Source organism: Metabacillus bambusae (assembly GCF_017497975.1).
In the GTDB taxonomy this organism is placed as follows: Bacteria; Bacillota; Bacilli; order Bacillales; family Bacillaceae; genus Metabacillus; species Metabacillus bambusae.
Map to the genome: position 1 here is coordinate 25,540 of NZ_JAGDEL010000038.1, position 15,499 is coordinate 41,038.

General features: G+C 35.5%; 13 protein-coding genes and 1 rRNA gene. 12 read left to right on the forward strand and 2 right to left on the reverse strand.

Translation table 11 applies throughout. The annotated features are described in order from the left end of the window. Window positions 1-17 precede the first annotated feature (17 nt). Window positions 18-1,229: an MFS transporter gene (locus tag I7822_RS28000; RefSeq protein WP_207982317.1), complete on the forward strand. Its 1,212-nt coding sequence runs from the start codon at window positions 18-20 to the stop codon at window positions 1,227-1,229. Window positions 1,230-1,363: 134 nt separating this feature from the next. On the opposite strand, the gene I7822_RS28005 is transcribed toward I7822_RS28000, so the two are convergent. Next, a complete protein-coding gene (locus I7822_RS28005) occupies window positions 1,364-2,365 on the reverse strand; it encodes a histidinol phosphate phosphatase domain-containing protein (RefSeq protein ID WP_207982318.1) in 1,002 nt (333 codons plus the stop codon). After that, entirely contained in the window at window positions 2,362-3,156 is a 795-nt protein-coding gene (locus I7822_RS28010) for a DeoR/GlpR family DNA-binding transcription regulator (protein WP_207982319.1), read from the reverse strand. Before I7822_RS28010 ends, I7822_RS28005 begins: the two co-directional genes overlap by 4 nt. A 454-nt stretch (window positions 3,157-3,610) precedes the next feature. Between I7822_RS28010 and I7822_RS28015 the strand changes: the two genes are divergently transcribed. From I7822_RS28015 to I7822_RS28065, 11 genes are all read left to right on the forward strand, one after another. Next, entirely contained in the window at window positions 3,611-4,819 is a 1,209-nt protein-coding gene (locus tag I7822_RS28015) for a metallophosphoesterase family protein (RefSeq protein ID WP_207982320.1), read from the forward strand. Window positions 4,820-5,087: 268 nt separating this feature from the next. Further along, window positions 5,088-5,789, forward strand: a complete 702-nt coding sequence (locus tag I7822_RS28020; protein ID WP_207982321.1) for a response regulator transcription factor — start codon at window positions 5,088-5,090, stop codon at window positions 5,787-5,789. After that, complete coding sequence (locus I7822_RS28025; protein WP_207982322.1) at window positions 5,786-6,757, forward strand: sensor histidine kinase; 972 nt, start codon at window positions 5,786-5,788, stop codon at window positions 6,755-6,757. Before I7822_RS28020 ends, I7822_RS28025 begins: the two co-directional genes overlap by 4 nt. 186 nt (window positions 6,758-6,943) lie before the next feature. Continuing rightward, a complete protein-coding gene (locus I7822_RS28030) occupies window positions 6,944-7,714 on the forward strand; it encodes an ABC transporter ATP-binding protein (RefSeq protein WP_207982323.1) in 771 nt (256 codons plus the stop codon). Then, a complete protein-coding gene (locus I7822_RS28035; RefSeq protein ID WP_207982324.1) occupies window positions 7,689-9,599 on the forward strand; it encodes an FtsX-like permease family protein in 1,911 nt (636 codons plus the stop codon). Before I7822_RS28030 ends, I7822_RS28035 begins: the two co-directional genes overlap by 26 nt. Window positions 9,600-9,621: 22 nt before the next feature. Continuing rightward, window positions 9,622-10,239 carry a DedA family protein gene (locus tag I7822_RS28040; RefSeq protein ID WP_066328952.1) on the forward strand — a complete coding sequence of 206 codons (618 nt, stop codon included), beginning with the start codon at window positions 9,622-9,624 and terminating at the stop codon, window positions 10,237-10,239. Between the two features lie 3 nt (window positions 10,240-10,242). Continuing rightward, window positions 10,243-11,073, forward strand: a complete 831-nt coding sequence (locus I7822_RS28045) for an undecaprenyl-diphosphate phosphatase (RefSeq protein ID WP_207982325.1) — start codon at window positions 10,243-10,245, stop codon at window positions 11,071-11,073. Between the two features lie 84 nt (window positions 11,074-11,157). Continuing rightward, window positions 11,158-11,880 (forward strand): polysaccharide deacetylase family protein, encoded by a 723-nt coding sequence (locus I7822_RS28050; RefSeq protein WP_207982326.1) that lies wholly within the window; start codon window positions 11,158-11,160, stop codon window positions 11,878-11,880. A 236-nt stretch (window positions 11,881-12,116) separates the two neighbouring features. Further along, complete coding sequence (locus tag I7822_RS28055; RefSeq protein ID WP_207982327.1) at window positions 12,117-12,809, forward strand: AIM24 family protein; 693 nt, start codon at window positions 12,117-12,119, stop codon at window positions 12,807-12,809. Window positions 12,810-13,291: 482 nt separating this feature from the next. Beyond that, window positions 13,292-14,500 carry an MFS transporter gene (locus tag I7822_RS28060; RefSeq protein ID WP_207982328.1) on the forward strand — a complete coding sequence of 403 codons (1,209 nt, stop codon included), beginning with the start codon at window positions 13,292-13,294 and terminating at the stop codon, window positions 14,498-14,500. 672 nt (window positions 14,501-15,172) lie between these two features. Next, a 16S ribosomal RNA gene (locus I7822_RS28065) occupies window positions 15,173-15,499 on the forward strand; the annotation flags it as partial.

The following is a 15,499-nucleotide window of genomic DNA, read 5'->3' on the forward strand; positions in this document are numbered from 1 at the left end:
GAGCAGGAGGACAAAACTTGAACACTAACCATTCTACTCAAAAAATCTCATCATACTATCATCTTTTTTTCGTCGTTATTACGTTTATCTATTGGTTTTCGTTATATATTTATGTTCCTATTTTTGTTGAATATCTAGATTATCTTGGCGGAGCCTATACTTTAATAGGATTTATCGCAGGTAGCTATGGAATTATGCAGATTTTATTAAGGTTTCCGCTTGGAATCATCTCTGATAAAATGCAAATTCGTAAGCCTTTTATCATTGTAGGGCTTGTTACCGGTGTGATTAGCTGTTTTGGGTTTGCGTTGACTGAAAGCTTAAGCTTTGCATTTGCTTCTCGAGTGATATCTGGAGTTACTGCTTCAATGTGGGTTGCTTTTACAGTTTTATATGCAAGCTACTTTAGAGCTGAAGAAACGACGAAAGCAATGGGGAATATTCAGTTTGTTACAGTGGCTTCCCAGTTAATAAGTATGGGGTTGAGCGGGTACCTTGTAAGTGAATGGGGATGGAAAACACCCTTTTGGTTAGGCGGTATTTTAGGTTGTATAGGTATTGTTATGTCGTTTTGGGTAAAAGAAGTGGGGAATCAAACTAGCAATCGGAAAATTGAATACAAAGAATTACGAGATGTTATAAAGGAGCCTTTAGTCATAAAGGTCGCTTTATTATCTGCATTAGCTAATGGAGTGTTATTTATAACAATGTTTGGGTTCACACCTACATATGCTTTAAATATTGGGGCGACAAAGGAGAGTTTAATCGTACTTGTTTTTAGCTTTATGATCCCACATGCGGTTGCACCTATAATTACAGGGAGATATCTATTAAATCGCTTTAATAAATGGTCTATTTTACTAGTAGGATTTTTAGGGACATTTCTATTTTCAGCTGTCATCCCATTTATTACAAAGCTTGAGATATTATATGTAACACAAATGTTAAATGGCTATGCCCAAGGAATGACGATCCCTCTCCTAATGGGGATGGCAATTCAAACGATTCCTTTAAACAAACGAGCTACAGCTATGGGATTGTTTCAAGCCATTTATGCAATAGGGATTTTTGTTGGGCCGTTTGCAGCAGGGGCTGTTAGTCAGAATATCAATTTTGCTACTGTATTTTATCTTGCTGGAGCGATCGGATTATTGGGTCTAGCTTTATCGATCGTATGGGGAAGAGAAAAATCTGCACATACCGTTTCGTTAAAGCAAAAATCAATGTAATCGATACTTTCTAAAGGACTGGCCGAATACGGTGAGTCCTTATTCAACTAATACAGCGTCTATGGAATGGTGCATGAAATATAAAAGGATTGAAGAGACACAAGTGGTCTAGGTTCCCTCAATTTAGAATACTTTTACAATGTCAAAGGTTTCATTATTCGATTTCTCTTTTCAAAAGTAGCTATTTCCTTGACTCCTTTTTGTTGCAACATCTCAATATTTTCGTGAACGAAAGCACCGATATCTTCAGGGAAATGTGCATCAGAAGAAATAAGCAAGGGAATGTTTTCCTCAATCAGCAAATCTAAAAATGTTTCACTTGGGCATATTTCCTTTACTGGAAACCTGTAATATAAGCCAGCGTTAATCTCTGTAGCTACATTCATTTGCTTTAAAGCTTTTACGACCTTTTTATATAGAGGTATTAATTCAGCTTCATTTGGACGATATCCAAAAACCTTTAAATTATCCAAGTGAGAGATAAAATCAAACATGCCGCTCATTGTCGCATTTTCTATGATTCGAAAGAAATCCTTGTATAACTCATATAAATCGTATTTTTTAAATTCATCCATCGTTTGAGGATTATCAAATCCCCATCCACGAATAAAATGAACGGACCCATTGATAAAATCCCAGTCATGTTTTCCAAGTATGTCTGCTAATTCATCCTCTCCAGCTTCGAAATAATCAGCTTCTAGTCCTAATTTTAGTTTGATGCCTTGCTTTTCCCATTTTTCTTTACTAGCTGCTATTGCTTGTACAAAATCACCCATACTCTCTGTCATTACGAGATCGAGCCATTGCTTTTGTAAAGACCCTAACCGGCTTTCGTCAAGCAAAATATGTTTTTCGAAGTAGTTCCTGCTTTCAGTAAAGCGATATAGATGATCTACAATTCCTACCTCTTTTAACCCTTTCTTTTTCGCATTCTCTAAATAGAGGTCGAGCCAAATTGGATCATATGCACCTTTTGCGATTCTTTCTGATAACAAAAGCAAGGATTCGCTAAGCCATTGTTTTGAATGTCTTATATTTGATATTGGTTGTCCAGTTAAAAGATTATGATATGTCTTCTCTAACCATCGAAATGAATAAGGGCCTTCCTCAAGATGAACATGGTAATCTATTTTCATTGCGAATCACCTACACTTATCCAATGCAGTCCGCTAACCATTGCATCTTTCGACCAATCGTTGGGCATTTCTGAATCTGTTATGACATAATCGATAGATGAAAATGATCCAATGTGAAAAAGGGCTCTCTGATTCATTTTTGCGGAATCGGCTACAACATAGACTTGGCTTGATTTTTTGATCATAATTGAAGATGCAGCAGCTTCATCAATATTGAAATCGCAGATTCCATCTTTGTTTATTCCTCCACATGATATAAAGGCTTTATCAAAATAAAAATTCTCTAACAATAGATTGGTTAACGAGCCACTAATTGAACGTTGTAGCGGATTTGTTGTTCCCCCAAGGACAATGACCTTTCCATCAAATAAGCGGTTCTCTAAGCGATTATTTAAAATTTCAGCAGCAGCTAAGGAGTTGGTCACAATCGTGACATTTTGAACATTCTTAATTGAACTAGCAATATGTAAGGTTGTTGACCCTACATCTAGTACGACTGTTTCTCCATCCATAATGTATGTTGCGGCAGCTTCACCGATCAATTTTTTTTGATTATGAGAAATTCCGACTTTCTTATTGAAATGAGGTTCCTTAATTAATCCAAAGTATTGGATTGCACCACCATGAATTCTCCGTAATTTCTTTCTCGCTTCAAGTGTGCTTAAATCTTTTCGTATCGTTTCAGGTGTTACGTTTAACTTTAATGCTAAGTCTACGACACTAATTTTATTTTTTATCTCGAGCTCTCTTATTATTACTTTTTGTCTTTCTGTCATATAGAATGTGTTCATTATTCCTCCAAAGTATTCCATGATTTTTGATTTGTTTTGTTTTAATCCATTATAAAAACTGAATATAAAAAAAAGACTACGAAAATATTAACTTTTGTAAATTAAACAAAAATGACAGTTGAATCAAAACAAATAAACATCTATTTTGTCTATCTTTCATACTAGATAAACTTGAGAGTTTTCTAATAGAAAGGGGATGAATGTCGCTTTCTGTGTTTTTTTTGTTTTTTGTATTTTCTGTGTTTATTTAACATACCTTTCTAGCATGATTAATAGTCTATTAATATTTTTATCCTACTATGTAGAAGAAGAGTACGGTAAGAAAGGTGAAATCATTTTATTTTACTTAGTAAGTTTAAGCTGGTCTAAGTTGGACAAGTGAAAATAAATTCTTAAATTTTTTCATTTTTCGATTACTAGGTCCGATTAATTAAGAAAATGGAGGTAGGTAGGAATGAGTAACAAGGATCATAACAAAGGGTTAGACAGAAGGAACTTTTTGAAAATTGGCGGAATGAGTACACTTGCCTTAACACTTGCGACAACAGGATTACCAGGTGATTTGCTGACTAATACTGTACAGGCACAAAGCCAAGAGCAGACTAAACTTCAATTTAATTCGAATGGAAAGTTTAAAGTCGTACAATTTAATGACACTCAAGATGACGAACGAATTGATCGAAGAACAATTGAGCTAATGGAAAAAGTCCTTGATTCAGAGAAACCGGATTTTGTTGTGATTAATGGCGATTGTATCACAGGGGGCTGTGATACGGAATTAGAGATGAAACAAGCGCTAAACAATGTGGCTCAGCCCATGGAAGAAAGAAAAATTAAATGGGCAGTTACGTTTGGAAATCATGATGAAGATTCTTCAGCCAAAAGTGGAATGTATGAAGAGGATATGCTGAAATTTTACATGAGTTACAAACATAATATGAACGAACCTGGAGAAAAAGGCATTACTGGAACTGGAAATATGAACCTTCTCATTAGACAATCAAAAGGCACAAGTGCTGCGTTCAACCTTTGGCTGCTTGATAGTGGGAGATATGCACCGTCGCAAATCGCTGGGCAAGATTTTAAGGGATACCCTACATGGGACTGGCTTCGTTTTAACCAAATAAATTGGTATTATGAGAAATCGAAAAAAATTGAAAAGCAGTACGGCTATAAAGTACCATCACTTGTGTTTATTCATATTCCGTTATGGGAACATCGATTTATGTGGTATGGAAGCGTTGATAGTAGAACATCTGCTAGCCATGATCTTGCAGTGAAAAGGCATAATATTGTTGGAGAAAGAAATGAAGACGAATGCCCAGGTCCAGTGAATAGTGGCTTGTTTTCGGCGATGTTAGATAGAGGCGACGTTAAAGGGGTTTTCTGTGGCCATGATCATATTAACACCTATTGCGGAAACTATTATGGAATTATGCTTGGATATGCGGGTAATACAGGCTTCGGTACTTACGGCTTATCCGGTAATGAGAGAAATAGACTTCGAGGGGCAAGAGTATTCAATTTAGATGAAAATAAAGAGGGTGTGCTAGTTGATACGCACATGGTATTCGCAAATGATTATGGAATTGATTTAACTGCGAATGATCAAAGCATCGATCCTCTGCCATTACCTAATGAAAAGGAAAAAGTAAAAGGATAATAACTGCTTTTGGTGTACCTTTGATTGATCATTACCCTGACACAAAAACCAGTATCTAATAGATACTGGTTTTTGTTACTTATATAATGTTTCCTTCAGTCACCCTTCATTCCAATACCCCCATTGTTTAGGTCATTTCTTTTTTAGTGTTCCATCTAATTTTCCTAAAGTTTTAACATAAATAGATTCCATCATCTTCCTATTGAAGTTATACTTACACTGGAGAAATTAATCTATACTAATAATAAAAGGTAGAGGAGATCTCATCATGTTCAAAATTTTTATAGTGGAAGATGATGGAAAGCTAGTTTCGCTGCTAGAAGACTTTCTTACTAAATATGAATACGAATCTTACTCAGTTAAAAACTTTGCTACAGTATTAGCGCAATTTGAAAAGATTGAGCCACATATTGTTTTACTTGATGTTAATTTACCAAAATATGATGGGTATTACTGGTGTAGACAAATTAGAAATATATCGACATGCCCAATTTTATTTGTGTCAGCTAGAGACGCTAAGATGGATCAAGTAATGGCGTTGGAGAATGGGGCAGATGATTATATTACAAAACCATTTGATTATGAAATTGTTCTTGCGAAAATAAAAAGCCATTTAAGAAGAGCATATGGTTCATATGCAACAAATCAAAATGGGTGGAATGTGAATATTAATGGTTTGGTTTTAGATGTAGAAAGGCTCGAATTACGTCTTGGGCAACAAAAGATCGAGTTGAGCCATACTGAGACAAGAATACTTGAAGAATTAATGAAGAAAGCAGATCGTGTAGTTAGTCGTGACCGTTTGCTAGAAAAAATTTGGGATGATCAAGCCTTTGTCGATGATAATACGTTAAATGTTTACATAACAAGAGTACGTAAGAAGCTTGCTCAGTGTCATATTGATGATGCATTGCAAACTGTTAGAGGAAAAGGGTATCAATTGAAAGCGAATTGGAGCAAAGAGTCATGAAATTGTTTATTCGTGATCACCTTCTATTAACCTTCTTTTATTTTGTTCAACTTGGTGTTGTGCTCCTTCTTTTTTTGTTAGAAGGTTTTAATCATCTGGCGACAATGGTTTACGCTTGTTTTTTGAGTACGAGTTTATTTATTGGATACCTATTCCTTCGATATATAACGAATCGGTCTTTTTACAAGAGATTATCAACTCCGCTTTCTTCACTTAGTGATGTAAATATCCAATTACAATCAGCACCATTACCTGAAAGCTTGGATCGATTTCAAAAACAACAAATGCAAAGTTATAAACAAGAGCTATATACTTACAAGCACAAACTCGATCATCATATCCAATTTATAAATCAATGGGTTCATCAAATGAAAACACCCATTTCTGTTATTCATTTAAGTATTCAAGATTTAGATGATGAGCTTTTGGAATCGATTGATGAGGAGCTTGATCGTCTAAAAAAGGGGCTTGAAATGGTCTTGTTTAGTTCAAGACTAGATATGTTTGAAAGAGATTTTCATGTCGAGACCATTCAATTGAAAGAGTTAGTTCGGAAATTAACTTCCAGTCAAAAACGTCTATTTATTCGCAATAGAGTCTATCCAGAACTTACTATCGATCCTTCATTAAAAGTTGTATCAGATGAAAAATGGCTTTCTTTTCTTATTTCACAACTTATCACCAATTCTGTAAGGTATACAGTAGAAAAAGGGAAGAAAATTGTGTTTCGAGGTAGTCGGCATGAAAATAAAACCGTTTTAGAGGTGATTGACCAAGGCGTTGGTATCCCTAAAAGTGACCTCCCACGTGTTTTCGATCCATACTTTACTGGAGAAAATGGTCGAGAGTTTCAAGAGTCTACAGGAATGGGACTTTATCTTGTAAAACAAATTTGTGATAAATTAGGTCATCGAGTAGAAATAGAATCAGATGTGAATTCAGGTACGACTGTTCGGATTGTGTTCTAGATTGTAAAGTATTGATGTCTAATGCAAGAAGCCGGAGCTAGATTAGTAGTGCTCTTAGTTCATACGCCGCTGACCAGGCGCTTCCGCTTTTCTTACAATATTGTAAGGTAACTGTAATATAACGACATGGTAGAGTCATTCCATTCTAGATAATATATGAGGTAGAATGAACAGGGAGTGAAAGAATTGTCGATATTACAAGTAAGCCACTTAACGAAAATATATGAAGGTAATATTGCGCAGACTGCTTTAGATAATATTAGTTTCTCAATTGAAAATGAAGAATTTGTTGGGATTATGGGACCCTCAGGAAGTGGGAAAACGACCTTACTAAATTTAATCGCAACGATTGACCAGCCAACATCTGGTGAAATTTTAATCAATGGCAAAAATCCTCATCAACTGAATCGTAAGGATACAGCATTATTTAGAAGGCATGAACTTGGATTTGTTTTTCAGCATTATAATTTGTTAGATACATTAACAGTTGAAGAAAATATTGTTTTACCACTTACATTAGATGGTGTACGGGTTGAAGAGATGGATAAAAAGGTTACCTATTTAGCTAGGAAATTAGGGATCGAGCAAATTAAGGATAAGCGAACGTATGAGATTTCCGGAGGCCAAATGCAGCGAACGGCGATCGCACGGGCTATTATTCACGAACCGTCGCTTATTTTAGCTGATGAACCAACAGGTAATTTAGATTCAAAAGCATCTAAAGATGTGATGGATACGTTATCTTCCCTTAATAAAGAGGAAGGTGCAACAACCTTAATGGTCACGCATGATCCAGTGGCAGCGAGTTATTGCAATCGAGTAATTTTTATAAAGGACGGAAAACTTTATAACGAAATTTATTGTGGTGATAACAGACAAACCTTCTTTCAAAAAATTATTGATATGCTTTCTTTGTTAGGGGGAAACAGTCATGACCTTTCCACAATTCGCTTATAGAAATGTCATTCGAAATAAACGTACCTATGCTGCCTATTTTTTAAGTAGTGCTTTCTCAGTTATGATCTTTTTTGTCTATGCACTCTTCATTTTTCATCCTGACATCCAGAAAGGGGTTACCAATTCTGTTGCTGTTCAATTGATGACAGCAGCTGAATTTATAATGTACTTTTTTTCCTTCTTTTTTGTCTTTTATTCTGTAGGGACTTTTTTAAAAACAAGAAAACGTGAATTTGGAATTTTAATGATGCATGGAATGACTAAAAGGCAACTTAATTGGCTCGTATTTTTAGAAAACATGCTTATTGGTATAGGGGCAATTATAGTAGGAATCGGCTCAGGATTAATAATTGGTAAACTGTTTTTAATGATCAGTTCTGTAATGCTAAATATTAAGTTGCTTTCCTTTCATTTATCCTATCAAGCATTAATTTTAACAATAGTCGCTTTTTTGTTGCTATTTCTGTGCATCTCTCTCTTTACAACGATTCTTGTTCGGACAAATAAGTTAATCGATTTATTCCAAGCAGGACAAAAACCAAAAAAGGAATTGAAGGTTTCTTCGTTCCTGTCGTTCGGAGCAGCAGTTCTTCTTTTTGCTAGTTATTATTTATCCGCTACGGCGACAATGGAGTCATTGTTATATCGAATGCTTCCTGTTATAGGCATGACAATTGTTGGAACGTATTTTTTCTACACACAGTTATCTGTGTTTATTATTAAATGGTTCCAGAAAAGGAAAGGAATATTCAGGAAGAAAACAAATATGATCACCATTTCTAACTTAGCGTACCGGATGAAGGATAATGCTAGAATGTTTTTTATGGTAACAATTGTTTCAACGGTGGCTTTTTGTGCGGTGGGAACATTAGCATCGATGAATGTGATTAATAAACAATTTGAAGTGGATTATCCGGCAGCCATCAGCTATGTAGAAAAAGATGGGCAACTAGCTCACCAACAAAATTTACAAAAAATCGAAACAGAATTAAATGAAAACAAGTTTACTTATTCAACGTTACAATTTCCGATTATCTACGTTGAGGTTGTTTCAGCGTCTGATCGAACTACACTTGAAAAGCTTCCTGTGATTTCATTTTCTGATTATAAAAAGGTAGCTTTATTGGCAGGATTTAAATTCCATGAGAAGCCACCAGCAGATAATAAAGTATTAGGAATGACGACACATCGTTTTGAAAATGACATTGGCCATTATACCTATACATTAGGACAAAACAACATAAAGGTGCAAAGAAACGATTTCACAGAACATGTCGTTATTCCGAGGGAACTTGTTGAAAATGAAGGTCTTATCGTAAATGATGAACTATATAGAAAATTAATAGGAAACGAAAAGAAAGAATTATTTACTGGTTACTTTATAAAAGATTACAAGGATACAAATGGTATGCTTGAGAGATTCGTAAATGAAGGTAAGGTCATGTATGAAGAAAACATGTCATATGCGATGACTGTTAGTGGAACGTTACTTTATAAACAAATGAGCTTGTTTAACATGATGTTATTTATTGCTTTATTAATTGGAGCAGTCTTCTTCATAGCTGCAGGAAGCTTCTTATACTTCCGTTTATATGCAGATATGGATTATGATGTACGACAATATTTGACGATTATGCGAGTAGGGCTAACTGATCAAGAGTTAACTAAAATTGTCACACAACAACTACTTTTATTATTTTTTATCCCTATTATTGTCGCAGCTATTCACAGTATTTTTGCTTTTAGAGCTCTACAAAGCTATTTCACTTTATCTATTGCAAATGAAACAATTGTTGTACTTGTTTGTTTCTTTCTCGCGCAGCTTATTTATTTTTTCTTTATCCGAAAAATGTATGTAAGAAAGTTGAAAAAATCCTTGATTTGATCAACCACTATAGGAGGTTAAAATGGAAAACTGGATTACAGATATTATTGAACAATTTGGCTATATGGGCATCTTTCTTATGATTGCTTTAGAAAATGTATTTCCTCCGATTCCATCTGAAGTTATACTTACATTCGGGGGAATGTCGACGAACTTTACAAATTTATCAATACCAGGGGTCGTTTTGTCTGCAACAGCTGGTTCACTTGTTGGGGCAGCTATCCTGTATAAGATTGGTAATCTACTGGATGTAGAGAGACTTGAAAAAATTGTAGATCGGTGGGGACATATTCTTCGAGTGAAAAAGAAAGATATCCATAGAGCGGATCACTGGTTTGATAAATATGGGTACTGGACAGTGCTTGTTTGTAGGATCATTCCATTAATAAGAAGTCTTATTTCGATTCCAGCTGGAATGTCACGTTTAAACTTTTGGTTGTTTCTTCTCTTTACTACAATTGGTACATTAGTATGGAATATCATTTTAGTTTCAGTTGGTGCTAAATTTGGAGAGTCATGGGAAGAAATCGTTCATTTTATGGACATTTACTCAAATATCATTTATGTTTTGATAGGGGTTGGGATGATTGTGGCCCTGCTACTATTTATAAAAAAAAGAAATACTTATAAGGGAGAATAATTTATGGATTTTCTAACACTTTTAAAAGCAGTCATCCTAGGATTAGTAGAAGGATTGACGGAATTTGCGCCAGTTTCTTCAACAGGTCATATGATTATTGTTGATGATATGTGGTTACAGTCAGAAGAGTTTTTGACGAAATATGTAGCAAATACATTTAAAATTGTAATTCAACTTGGTTCGATATTAGCTGTTGTTGTTGTCTTTAGGGATCGATTTATTGATTTACTAGGATTAGGACGTATAAACAAAAAATCAGGTTCAAATCAAAATCGTCTTAAGCTTACACAGGTTATCGTAGGTTTGATTCCAGCAGGTGTATTAGGCGTACTTTTCGAGGATTATATTGATGAACATTTATTTTCAATCGAAACAGTATTAGTAGGTTTAGTGGTGGGGGCAATTTTAATGATTTTAGCAGATATATTTGGTCCAAAGCAACCTAAGATTGAAACAGTTGACCAAATCACTTATAAACAAGCGCTCTCCGTTGGATTCATCCAATGCTTATCGCTTTGGCCAGGGTTCTCTAGATCAGGTTCAACCATTTCAGGCGGGGTTTTATTAGGAATGAGTCATCGCGCAGCTGCTGATTTTACATTTATTATGGCAGTTCCAATTATGGCTGGTGCAAGTGGTATATCATTGTTGAAAAACTGGCAGTACTTTACGCTTGATGCAATGCCATTTTTCATCGCTGGGTTCATTAGTGCGTTTGTGTTTGCGTTAATTTCTATCCGCTTTTTCCTGAAGCTGATTAACAAAATTAAGCTTGTTCCATTCGCAATTTACCGAATTGTATTAGTGTTTGTTATTTATATCGTTTATTTTTAATGTCTAAAGGCTAAGTTTTGCGCAAACATTGTGCTTTCTTAGCCTTTAATTCTTTTGTAAGAAAAATCATCATGGGAGGGGAAAATGAAGAAAAGCATAATAGGTACCATCATTGTCTTTGGAATACTCATTGGATTGGGCTATTGCTTTTTGCAAGTAATAAACTCGACAAGCTATCAATTGTTTGGTGAAATTGTAAATAAGGTAGACACAAATGAGAAGGTTGTTGCTTTAACATTTGATGATGGACCAACAGATAAAACAAATGACATATTGGAAATACTCGATAAAAATGAGATAAAGGCTACCTTTTTCTTAACTGGAAGTGAAATTGAAGAAAATTTCGTAGAGGCTCAGAAAATTGTAAAAGCAGGACATGAAGTCGGAAATCATACGTATTCCCATCAAAGAATGGTATTCAAATCACCATCCTTTGTTAAAGAAGAAATAGAAAAGACGGATAAACTGATTAGGGAAGCGGGGTATCAAGGAGAGATTCTATTTAGACCACCTTATGGGAAAAAGTTCATCTTTCTACCAAAATACCTAGCAGAACATAATCGACCCTCAATCGTATGGAATATAGCGCCAGAAACGGATGAAAATATTGGAGCTGATTCTGAAAAAATCATTGATCATGTTCGTTCCAATGTGGAAAATGGCTCAATTATCTTATTACATATTATGTATGAAAGTCGAAAAGAATCACTGGTAGCAGTTGAGGGGATTATCAAAGAGTTACATGAACAGGGGTATGAATTTAAAACGGTAACTGAACTCCTAGAATATGAGGGGTTAAGTAATTAGTAGTTAAGATTAATGTAAAAAAGTGAAGCCTCTTTCTAAACAGTCTTGCTGAATTGGTGGGGCTGTTTGTATTTAGAACGAGGATGTTTTAACGATGATTGTTGTTTTCGCTTGGATCGAGCTTTCAGAGGAGTTAAGCATTTTTTTAGGTGGATTTAATTGTTAATTGTAGGTAAATAAATGAAACATAGTAGAAGGTTACACGTATACACAAGTATAGAAAGGACGTGTAAGCATTGACTAAATATTCAATTGATCAATTTATTAAACAAACCGAACAAGAGGATAAAGGTGAAGGATTGTTTGAATTAGAGAGTCCTCGTATTCTCGAAGTGAACCTGGAAAGTCAAGTTTGGGCTAAAGCTGGATCGATGATCGCGTATAATGGAAGAATTAAATTTGAACGTGAAGGTATTTTAGAGCATGGCCTAGGAAAATCATTTAAAAAGGCGCTTACTGGTGAAGGTACCTCTTTAATGAAAGCAACTGGATCAGGGAAGTTATATCTTGCGGATGAAGGAAAAAAAGTGATTATACTTCAATTACAAAACGATGTAATCTTTGTGAACGGTAATGATCTACTCGCATTCGAACAAAGCATACAATGGGATATTAAACTTATGAAACGTATTGCAGGTATGATGGCTGGTGGCTTGTTCAATGTCCGATGTGAGGGAACAGGGATGGTCGCTATTACCTCCCATTATGAGCCGCTCACTTTAAAGGTAACACCAGGAAGACCTGTTATCACTGATCCGAATGCGACGGTGGCATGGTCAGGGAATTTACAACCTGAATTTCAAACAGATATCACGTTAAAAACATTTTTTGGACGGGGAAGCGGTGAATCGATTCAAATGAAATTTGAGGGGGATGGCTTTGTTGTTGTTCAGCCTTATGAAGAGGTTTACATGAATCCGAATAGGTAAAATCTTAAAAAGCAATGGATGGGTCACTTAAGAAATGATTATCGTTAGACTGACAATATTATTATCTTGACTTTTGTTGAGCATATTGATTAGTATAGAGTTATTAAAAGCGGAAGGGTGTAGTAAGTACATGATTTTATAATCCTATTTTCAAGAAAAACATTCGTTATAAGTTGTATTGGTGTTTTTTGAATGGGATAATCTGTACTTTTTAAGGTCGATAATAACCCTTAATGCGGAATAAGATTTTAAGTGCTCTTTTCCTGTTCAGAAAATCAATCTGTTTTGGCGATATCTTTTCTGGATAGGATTAGTAGTGTGCATATATAGACAAAATGAAATTTATTTTTTATTTCTTTTGATGTATGACATTGCCTCCTGTTCAGATTTGGATGGGAGGTTTTTTATGTTTCTTTTGAAGTATATTAATCAAAGATCATATCCCGGATTAGAATTCATTATAGAAAGAGAGGCTGTCACACATGTCAGCAGAACAAAGGAAAAAGATGATCATATTAATGATTAACATGTTTATTGCGATAGGAAGTTTCGGTATTATAATCCCGATCTTACCAGCATATTTAGAGTCAATTAATCAAGGGGGAACAGCTGCGGGGCTTATGATTGCTATTTTTGCAGGAGCTCAACTGATCTTTTCTCCAATTGCTGGTAAATGGGCTGATCAATATGGCCGTAGAAAGATGATAATATACGGGCTAATAGGTTTAACGTTATCAATGTTTGTTTTTTATGCGGTAAATTCTATTTGGTTGTTATATGCTTCTCGTGTTATTGGAGGAATTGGAGCAGCCTTACTAATACCAGCGATTTTTGCCTATGTAGCAGATATAACGACGATGGAGCAACGTGCTAAAGGTAATAGCTTAGTATCTGCAGCAATGTCACTAGGGATCGTAGTTGGACCCGGGATTGGTGGGTTCTTAGCGGATTTTGGATTAAAAATCCCATTTTTAGTTTCTGCAATTGTTTCACTTTTTGCAGTGGCATTCTCTGTTCTTGTTCTGAAGGAAAGTGAAATACAAAAAACTACTACAAAGGCTAATTTACCAAAGGATGACGAATCAATGGCAAGAAAAATAGTTCGATCTGTTAAGATGCCATTCTTCATTCCGCTTATTATTACCCTCGTGATGAGTTTTGGCTTAATGGCATATGAATCAGTTATAGGTCTCTTTGTTGATAACCAGTTCGGGGCAACTCCACAAGAGATTGCACTTATGATTACGTCAACAGGTATTGTTAGTGTCATCGTGCAACTTTTTGTTGTAGATCGAATTGTACGTCGTTTTGGAGAAGGTAATGTGCTAAATATCTTTTTAGGAGTAGCCGCTGTTGGCTTTCTTCTTTCGCTCTTTGCTACAAGTTATGGATTTTTCTTTGGAATCTCATTATTAATATTCCTTGCAACGTCCATACTTCGTCCGGTTTTGAATACCCTTATCTCGAAAATGGCAGGGAACGAGCAGGGGTTCGCTATGGGAATGAATAATGCCTATATGAGTATCGGAAATGTGTTAGGACCAACATTAGCGGGGATGTTATATGATGTTCAAATAACCTACCCGTTCATTTTAGGGCTTATCCTTTTAGTTGTAACACTATCAATTGCAATGGTCTGGCAAAAACGCCTATTAAAGCAAAATATGCAGATTAAACCAGAAAGAGTGTAGAAATACTTATATTATAGAAGAAACTCGTAAATTAGTAGATATTATTTACAAAAGTGGTATGCATATAAAAAGTCATTCTAATTTCATTTAAATACACTTTAAATCATTTCCGATAAGGAGGGTCTATACAAGACTCTTCTTATTTTGTATAGAAAGATAATTACCAACAGCTAATAAATATCGATTGCAAAGGTGTTAATTATTTTGGCTCTGTTAAAATGGGGAGTTGATGTCCGCTACAGATGTTCGCTTTCCGTAGGCAGTCCGGAGTTCCCCGCAGAGAGGAGTCTTAATATCCGTTTCAATCGACAAATTGCTAAAATCAACAGTGAGCTTTATCAAAATCATTATTTTATATTTATTTGTTGACTTTAATTTGATTCTGTTATATTATTAAATTCCTGTCGAATTGATAGGCAAATGTCTTCCAAAGTGATTAAAAAAATGTATTGACTTTATATTTTAAATTTGATATATTATAAAAGTCGCTTCTGAGTGGAATGACACAAACAAATGATCTTTGAAAACTAAACAAAACCAAGCGTGCCAACGTTAATTTTTAATTAACAAAACAACGTACTATATAGTACAAAAAAGCTAAGGAACTTCTGCTAAGTTCTGTCACATCCTGTGACGAACGCAGAAGTCAGCAACACGAGCTAGTCAAACACTTTATTGGAGAGTTTGATCCTGGCTCAGGACGAACGCTGGCGGCGTGCCTAATACATGCAAGTCGAGCGAATCAATGGGAGCTTGCTCCCTGAGATTAGCGGCGGACGGGTGAGTAACACGTGGGTAACCTGCCTGTAAGATTGGGATAACTCCGGGAAACCGGAGCTAATACCGGATAACATTTCGAACCGCATGGTTCGAAATTGAAAGATGGCGTCTAGCTATCACTTACAGATGGACCCGCGGCGCATTAGCTAGTTGGTGAGGTAACGGCTCACCAAGGCAACGATGCGTAGCCGACCTGAGAGGGTGATCGGCCACACTGGG

Excerpts from the sequence above, each read along its gene's own strand:
- I7822_RS28020 (WP_207982321.1), top strand. The coding sequence starts at position 5,088 with ATGTTCAAAATTTTTATAGTGGAAGATGATGGAAAGCTAGTTTCGCTG.
- I7822_RS28060 (WP_207982328.1), top strand. The coding sequence starts at position 13,292 with ATGTCAGCAGAACAAAGGAAAAAGATGATCATATTAATGATTAACATG.
- I7822_RS28045 (WP_207982325.1), top strand. The coding sequence starts at position 10,243 with ATGGATTTTCTAACACTTTTAAAAGCAGTCATCCTAGGATTAGTAGAA.
- I7822_RS28035 (WP_207982324.1), top strand. The coding sequence starts at position 7,689 with ATGACCTTTCCACAATTCGCTTATAGAAATGTCATTCGAAATAAACGT.
- I7822_RS28025 (WP_207982322.1), top strand. The coding sequence starts at position 5,786 with ATGAAATTGTTTATTCGTGATCACCTTCTATTAACCTTCTTTTATTTT.
- I7822_RS28050 (WP_207982326.1), top strand. The coding sequence starts at position 11,158 with ATGAAGAAAAGCATAATAGGTACCATCATTGTCTTTGGAATACTCATT.
- I7822_RS28010 (WP_207982319.1), bottom strand. The coding sequence starts at position 3,156 with ATGAACACATTCTATATGACAGAAAGACAAAAAGTAATAATAAGAGAG.
- I7822_RS28005 (WP_207982318.1), bottom strand. The coding sequence starts at position 2,365 with ATGAAAATAGATTACCATGTTCATCTTGAGGAAGGCCCTTATTCATTT.
- I7822_RS28015 (WP_207982320.1), top strand. The coding sequence starts at position 3,611 with ATGAGTAACAAGGATCATAACAAAGGGTTAGACAGAAGGAACTTTTTG.
- I7822_RS28040 (WP_066328952.1), top strand. The coding sequence starts at position 9,622 with ATGGAAAACTGGATTACAGATATTATTGAACAATTTGGCTATATGGGC.